This is a genomic window from Streptomyces sp. NPDC005070 (assembly GCF_053600395.1).
This window is the reverse complement of the sequence record NZ_JBSFZS010000228.1, coordinates 1-6444: the sequence shown is the minus strand read 5'-3', so window position 1 is coordinate 6444 and position 6444 is coordinate 1. Positions and strand designations below refer to the sequence as shown.

The 6444-nt window shown below is 70.0% G+C and carries 8 protein-coding genes and 1 pseudogene; 7 read left to right on the top strand and 2 right to left on the bottom strand.

Annotated elements, in window-relative coordinates; genetic code table 11:
- From ACWEBX_RS36290 to ACWEBX_RS36260, 7 genes and pseudogenes are all read left to right on the top strand, one after another.
- A partial coding sequence (locus ACWEBX_RS36290) for an ABC transporter permease (RefSeq protein WP_451889003.1) occupies nt 1–407 on the top strand: 407 nt, incomplete at its 5' end.
- Nucleotides 404–1261 carry an ABC transporter permease gene (locus tag ACWEBX_RS36285; protein ID WP_451889002.1) on the top strand — a complete coding sequence of 286 codons (858 nt, stop codon included), beginning with the start codon at nt 404–406 and terminating at the stop codon, nt 1259–1261. The genes ACWEBX_RS36290 and ACWEBX_RS36285, both read left to right, overlap by 4 nt.
- Nucleotides 1258–2055 (top strand): ATP-binding cassette domain-containing protein, encoded by a 798-nt coding sequence (locus tag ACWEBX_RS36280; protein WP_451889001.1) that lies wholly within the window; start codon nt 1258–1260, stop codon nt 2053–2055. The genes ACWEBX_RS36285 and ACWEBX_RS36280 overlap by 4 nt, the downstream gene beginning before the upstream one ends.
- Nucleotides 2055–2819, top strand: coding sequence for an ABC transporter ATP-binding protein (locus tag ACWEBX_RS36275; RefSeq protein ID WP_451889000.1), 765 nt, complete (start codon nt 2055–2057; stop codon nt 2817–2819). The genes ACWEBX_RS36280 and ACWEBX_RS36275 overlap by 1 nt, the downstream gene beginning before the upstream one ends.
- A 246-nt stretch (nt 2820–3065) precedes the next feature.
- Nucleotides 3066–3413: a hypothetical protein gene (locus ACWEBX_RS36270; RefSeq protein WP_451888999.1), complete on the top strand. Its 348-nt coding sequence runs from the start codon at nt 3066–3068 to the stop codon at nt 3411–3413.
- A gap of 2 nt (nt 3414–3415) precedes the next feature.
- A pseudogene (locus ACWEBX_RS36265) lies at nt 3416–3784 on the top strand (transposase); the annotation flags it as partial.
- A gap of 31 nt (nt 3785–3815) precedes the next feature.
- A complete protein-coding gene (locus ACWEBX_RS36260) occupies nt 3816–4181 on the top strand; it encodes a MafI family immunity protein (protein WP_451888998.1) in 366 nt (121 codons plus the stop codon).
- A 645-nt stretch (nt 4182–4826) separates the two neighbouring features.
- Here ACWEBX_RS36260 and ACWEBX_RS36255 read toward each other — a convergent pair.
- Nucleotides 4827–5660, bottom strand: coding sequence for a hypothetical protein (locus ACWEBX_RS36255; protein WP_451888997.1), 834 nt, complete (start codon nt 5658–5660; stop codon nt 4827–4829).
- Between the two features lie 77 nt (nt 5661–5737).
- Nucleotides 5738–6385 carry an RNA polymerase sigma factor gene (locus ACWEBX_RS36250; protein ID WP_451889004.1) on the bottom strand — a complete coding sequence of 216 codons (648 nt, stop codon included), beginning with the start codon at nt 6383–6385 and terminating at the stop codon, nt 5738–5740.
- Between the last annotated feature and the right edge of the window lie 59 nt (nt 6386–6444).

Below are 6444 nucleotides of genomic sequence, written 5' to 3'. Positions count from 1 at the left end.
TCACCATCGCCCTGGTGATGAGCGCCTCGCTCATCCGCTACGTCCGCTCCGCCGCCCTCGACGTTTTGGGCAGCGACCACCTGCGCACCGCGCGCGCCCTGGGCTCTTCCTTCCCCCGGGCCATGTGGCGGCACGGGCTCCGCAACGCCTCCGTACCGGTGATCTCCGTCCTCGGCATCGAGCTCGCCTCGACGCTGCTCGGTGCCGTCGTCGTGGAGTCGGTGTACGCGCTGCCCGGCCTCGGCTCGCTGCTCGCCACCGGCATCGCGCAGCACGACTACCCGGTGATCCAGGGCGTCCTGTTCGTGTCCACGCTCGCCGTCCTCGTCATCGGCTTCGCCGCCGACCTGGTCCAGCGGTTCATCGACCCGCGGCTGCGCGGCCGTCTTTCAGGAGGTGCCCGGTGACGTACACAGACGTCCTGCGCAAACCGGCGTCGGTCCGCGGCCCGCGCTCCTTCACCCTGCTGGCCGGCTGCACGCTCACCGCGCTGATCGCTCTGATCGCCGTCGTCTCGCTCGTCTGGCTGCCCTACGGGGCCGACGACACCTCCGGCGGCCGGCTGGCCGGACCCGGCGACGGGCACCTGCTCGGCACCGACAAGCTGGGCCGGGACCTGTTCGCCCAGCTGATGACGGGCTCCCGTATCGCCGTCGAGGCCGGCCTCGGCTCGGTCCTGATCGCCGCTCTGGTCGGCGTCACCCTCGGCGTGGTCGCCGCGTTCGCACAGGGCTGGCTCGACGACACCCTCGCCGCGTTCCTCGACATCCTCATCGCGTTCCCGACCCTGCTGCTGGCGATGCTCGTCGTCGCCGCCCGCTCGGCCACGCTCGGCTCCGCCGTCCTCGCGATCGGCCTCGCCCAGAGCGCGATCGTGGCCCGCCTGGTACGGATCCTCGCCAAGCGGGTGCTGGCCCAGGACTACGTCACCGCCGCCCGCACCTCGGGCACCTCCTGGCCGCGGACCGTCGCCGGGCACGTCCTGCCGAACATCTGGCCCACCCTCGTCGTCAACCTGGCCCTCCAGTTCGGCCTGGCCGTGCTCGCCGAGGCCGGTCTGTCCTACCTCGGCCTCGGTGCGCCGCCGCCCAACGCCTCCTGGGGCCGCATGCTCCAGGAGGCCCAGGCCACCTTCACCACCGCCCCCGCCGGCGCGCTGGCTCCCGGCATCCTGCTGGTCGTGCTCGTCGTCGGGGTCAACCTCATCGCCGACGGACTGCGCGACACCCTCGACCCGGCGACCCGCCGGAGGCGGACATGACCCTGCTCGACGTACGCGGCCTGACCGTGCGCACCGACGACGGCCGCAACCTGGTCGACGACCTCTCCTTCACCGTCGACAGCGGCGAACGGCTCGGCCTGATCGGCGAGTCCGGCTCCGGCAAGTCACTGACCACACTCGCCGTACTGGGGCTGCTGCCCGACGGCATGACCGCGACCGGCAGCGTGGAACTCGCCGGCACGCAGATCGTCGGCGCCCCGGAGAAGCGGCTCGTCGCGGTCCGGGGCCGCGACGCGGCCGTCGTCTTCCAGGAGCCCCTGACCGCCCTCGACCCGCTGATGCGGGTGGGCCACCAGATCGCCGAACCCCTGGCCCGCCGCACCGGCCTCAAGGGCAAGAGCCTGCGCGCCGCCGTCACCGAAGCGCTCCTTCGGGTACGGCTGCCCGAACCCGAGCGCATCGCCCGCGCCTTCCCGCACGAGATCTCCGGCGGCCAGCGCCAGCGCGTCGCCCTCGCCATGGCCCTCGCCTGCGAGCCGCGCCTGCTCATCGCCGACGAGCCCACCACCGCGCTCGACGTGTCCGTGCAGGCCGAGATGCTGGAACTCCTCGACACCCTCGTACGCGAACGGGAGATGGCCGTGCTGTTCGTCAGCCACGACCTGGCCGTCATCGCCAAGGTGACCGACCGCGCCCTCGTGATGAAGGACGGCCGGGCCGTCGAGGAAGGTCCCGTCCTGGACGTCATCGGCGCACCGCAGGCGGCGTACACGAAGACGCTCGTCGCGGGAGCCCGCAAGCTGGAGTCCGCCCTGGCCCTGAGGAGCGCCTGATGACACCCGTGCTGCAACTGGCGGACGTGGCCGTGCGCTACCGAGGCGCCGCCACCGACGTCGTACAGGATGTGTCCCTCACCGTCGAACAGGGCCAGTCGCTCGCGCTCGTCGGCGAGTCGGGAGCCGGCAAGACCACCCTGCTGCGCCTGCTGCTGGGACTCGCCCGCCCCACGGCCGGCACCGTCCGCTTCGACGGCGAGACGCTGTCCCCGCGCGACCGGCAGCAGATGCGCCGCTTCCGGCGCGGCGTCCAGTGCGTGTTCCAGGACCCGTACTCCTCCCTCGACCCCCGCCGCCGCGTCGCCGCGATCGTCGCGGAACCGCTGCGCTCGCTCGGGATCGACACCCGGGCGACCGCCGCGCCGAAGGTGACCGCAGCGCTGGAACGGGTCGGCCTGCCCGCCGACGCCGCCACCCGCTACCCCCACGAGTTCTCCGGCGGTCAGCGCCAGCGCATCGCCATCGCCCGCGCCATCGTCTGCGACCCGCGCGTACTGCTCGCCGACGAACCCGTCAGCGCCCTCGACGTCACGACCCGGGTTAAAGTCGTCGACCTGCTCGCCGAGCTCAAGGAGGAACGGCAGCTGACCCTCGTGATGGTCTCCCACGACCTGTCGGTCGTCGCCTCCCTGTGCGAACGCACGGCCGTACTGGAGCGCGGCCGCCTGGTCGAACAGGGCGAGACCGACCAGGTGCTGGGCGCCCCGGAACACCCGTACACCCGCCGTCTGATCGACAGCGTGCCACGCCTGCCGGTGTGATGGACGAGCGGGCAGACGGCGGGGCCGCCTGTCGTCCCCGCCGACACCCGGGCCCAAGAGGTCGCCCTACAAGAATGGCCAGGGTCGTAGCACCTACTGACCTGGATCAAGATGCCTGCCAGGGCCTGCCCAGCCGGGACCAGCATGCGCACCATGACGGCCGCCAGTAGGCTCGCAGGGCCGGTACGCCCACCTTCCGGAGATCTTGGGCGGGACCACACTTGTCGAGCGCATGGAGCGAGAACCATGACAGATGACCAGGTCAGCCGCAATCTCAAGGGCATGGACGACCTCGATTTCGGCGGCTGGAACACGGCCGACTGGCAGGGCGTGTTCACCCACCACCACACCGCTGATGTCCTGGTGGACTGGAAGGGCCAGCCGCCGACCCGCGGAGTCCAGGAACACATCGACGCCATGAAGGCCTACGTCGAATCGGCCGGCGGCACGCCTCCGCAGATCGCCTCTCACCCCATTGCCTTCGGATCGGGTGAGTGGACCTGCGTCATCGGCGAGTTCGAGGGCGGTGGCCGCATGGTCACCGTGGCAAAGTGGCGCGACGGGGCGATCGCGGAGGAGTACATCTGGGCCTAGGTCGGGCGATCCGCGCGGCCCGCCCGGACGGTGCCCCGATCCACGTCATCTTGGACGATCTCTCCGCCCACAAGGGCGAGATGATCCGGCGCTGGGCGAAGAAGAGCCGGGCCGAGCTGTGCTTCTCCCAGACCTATGCCTCCTGGGCCTACCCGATCGAGGCCCACTTCGGGCCGCTGCGGCAGTTCGCCGTCGCCAACTCCCGCCAACGCAACCACACCGTCCAGACCCGGACCCTGCACGCCTATCTGCGCTGGCGCCACAAGAATGCCCGGCATCCCGACGTCCTCGCCGCCCTGCGGAAGGAGCGTGCGCGCATTCGCAGCGAGAAGGGCGTCCGCTGGGGCGGACTACCAACGAAAGTCGCGTGACCCCGATCAGGACACCGGCAACACTGGCGCCATGACCGATGATCGTGAGGCTCTGCAGGCCAGCTGGAATCAGACCCGTGACCACCTCGACGCCGCCCGAGCCCACCTCACACGCCTGCCGGACATCAATCTCTCAGCGACGCTGGAGTACCTGGAGCACAACGAGCTGGGACTCGCCTTCGACTGCCTGGTCGATCTCGGTGACGACCTCGCCCTGCCCCTCGGTTTCTGGCAACACCTGGACCGAGCGGCTCGTGAGATGCGGCTTTACAGCGATGCGCTGCACAGGCCCCACCTCACGGCTGCCGACTTCTGTCGCGGTCACCTGGCTTGCTTGACCGTCACTGACCGAACTCTCCAGAGCTGCGGATCAGAAGGTTCTGACATTCACGGCTGATATCTCCGACGCCGGGCGGGGGCGCGACAACGCCTCTGGCCAGCCGTCGCTTAGTCGACGACAGCCGACGGAACGAGCTCGAACCGAACCCCTTAAGTGGCGGCCACAGGTTCGCATCCCGCCGAAGCGCGTGGGCGAAGACCCCGGACCGATCTGGGCCCGGAGCCTTTGCCGCCAGCCCCTGTGGCAGCCGCGCTGCGCCGACGGCAGTCGTCTGACGCCAGATCAGGTGTACAGAGCGGCTGGAGTGGTCGCGGCGGCCGTCAGACAGGGGCGTTGATGCGGTCGATGACGGTCATCTTCACTTCAGACCTGTTCCTGAGCCGGCTCGCGTCCCGTGGTGGCCCCCCTGCGTCCTGAAGCGGGTATCGCAGGTTCAAGTACTGCCGGGCGCAGGAGAAGAGGCCCCGGACCGATCATGGTCCGGGGCCTCGACATCCACTTTTGGAATCAGCGAGCACGGGTCACTGACGACGGGGCGCTTCATGAGCACCGGCATCACGTCGACGATCCGCCCAGTCCCCCGTGTCGCGTCCAAGGCGCGTGCCCTCGAACTCGGGCAGGGAGGAGGTCGACTCGTGAACGCGATCGTCGTGGGCGTCCGCCAACTTGGTACAGAGGCGGGGCAGCAGTGGGCGAGTCGGCCTACTGCGTGCTGGTGAACTTCGGGTCCTGCGTCTGGTCGTATATCTCCTTGCCCGATGCGTCGTAGGCGTGGATGTAGGGGCTCGGGCCCGCGTAGTGCGGGCCAGGAGGCGTGTCCGGGGAGAGGACCGACGCGTAGACGAACGCGCCGCCCGCCATGAGTGCCGGGTACTGCTTCGGTTTGCCGCCGTAGCTGACGGTGATCTTGGCGACGTCGGATGTGTAGTGCCCGGCGCCCACCATGAGGTACTGCCCCTTGCCGGCGGGCTCCCGGCCGGAATCGAAATACTCGATCACGCGATCGGTGCCCCACAGGCGGTCGTTGATGAAGGTGGGCGGAGAGTCCGGGCTGCTTCCCTTGTCGCCCTTCGCCGCGCACTGCACGTACTGGCCGGCGGAGTCGACGGCGACGACGACGCCGTCCCAGTCCCGGGAGGCCACGGGAGTACGGACCGCGACCACGGCGTGGTACCGCGATGCCTCCGCCCCCAGGCAGGAGGAAAGGATCTTCGCGACGGTCGCGGCCTGGATCGGAGTCGTCGTGCTGCTGGTGATGGTGAAGGCGTCCGGGTCGGCGGTCTCGTGGTCCGAGGACGGCGCCGAGCCGACTCCGCCCGAGGCGGAGCCGCGTGTCGTGCTCGGACTCGGTGACGCGGCACCCGTCGGGCTTCCTCCGCTGAGCGCGCGGTCGGCGCCACGCGGCCTGGCGTCCCCGGTCCCGCCGAGGACAACCACGGCCGCGACGCTCACCGCCGTGACACCGGCCGCGACACCCAGCGGCACGCCCCACCTGCGTCGCAGCGAAGCTGCGTCGTTCTCTGGACCGATCTTCATCAGCAGTTCCTCTCGGGTCCGCCGGTGATTCGGCAGATCACGATCGGAAGGAGCCGCAGGAATGCCCTGCGCGTCATTCATCGTGCGACCTCCTTCGCGTTGACGGGATTCCTCGAACCGAACGACGCCCGAACCGTGTCTTTGCCGACGAGATCGGCCCCCAGCCTCCGCCGCGCCCGGTGCAGTCTGGACTTCACGGTCCCGACCGCCACCTTCAGCACGGCCGCGGCCGCCTGCTGGTCAAGACCCGACCACACGCAGAGCTCGATGACCTCGCGTTCATGGCGCGGCAGCCGGGCCAGGGCCCGGTGGATCTCCGACATGCGACGCTCGTCGTCGACCAGGACGGCGACGCGGTCCGCGTGGTCGCCCACCGGCTCGTCGTGAGAGACGAGCCGGCGCAGCAACGCTTCGGCCCGCCTCAGCCGCCGCCTGGTGTTCGACATCAGGCCATCGGCGATGCCCAGCAGCCACGGCAGAGCCGAGTCGCGGTCCAGCACCGTCTCCGATCGCCGACGCCAGGCATGGAGGAACACGTTCGAGGTGAGGTCTTCAGCCTCGGCCCAGTCGGCCGTCCGCCGGAACAGATAGTTGTAGACGGCCTTCCCATGACGGTCGAAGATCCGACCGAACGCCTCCCGGTCGCCGTCGACGGCCCTCGCCCACAGCTCGCGGTCGGATATCCCTCCGACCGGCACGGCGGGACCAACGTCGTTCAGTTCCATGCTCTGTACGTGTCCGGCACCCGATCGAAGGTTCCCGCTCGACTCGACTTCGTTCTGAC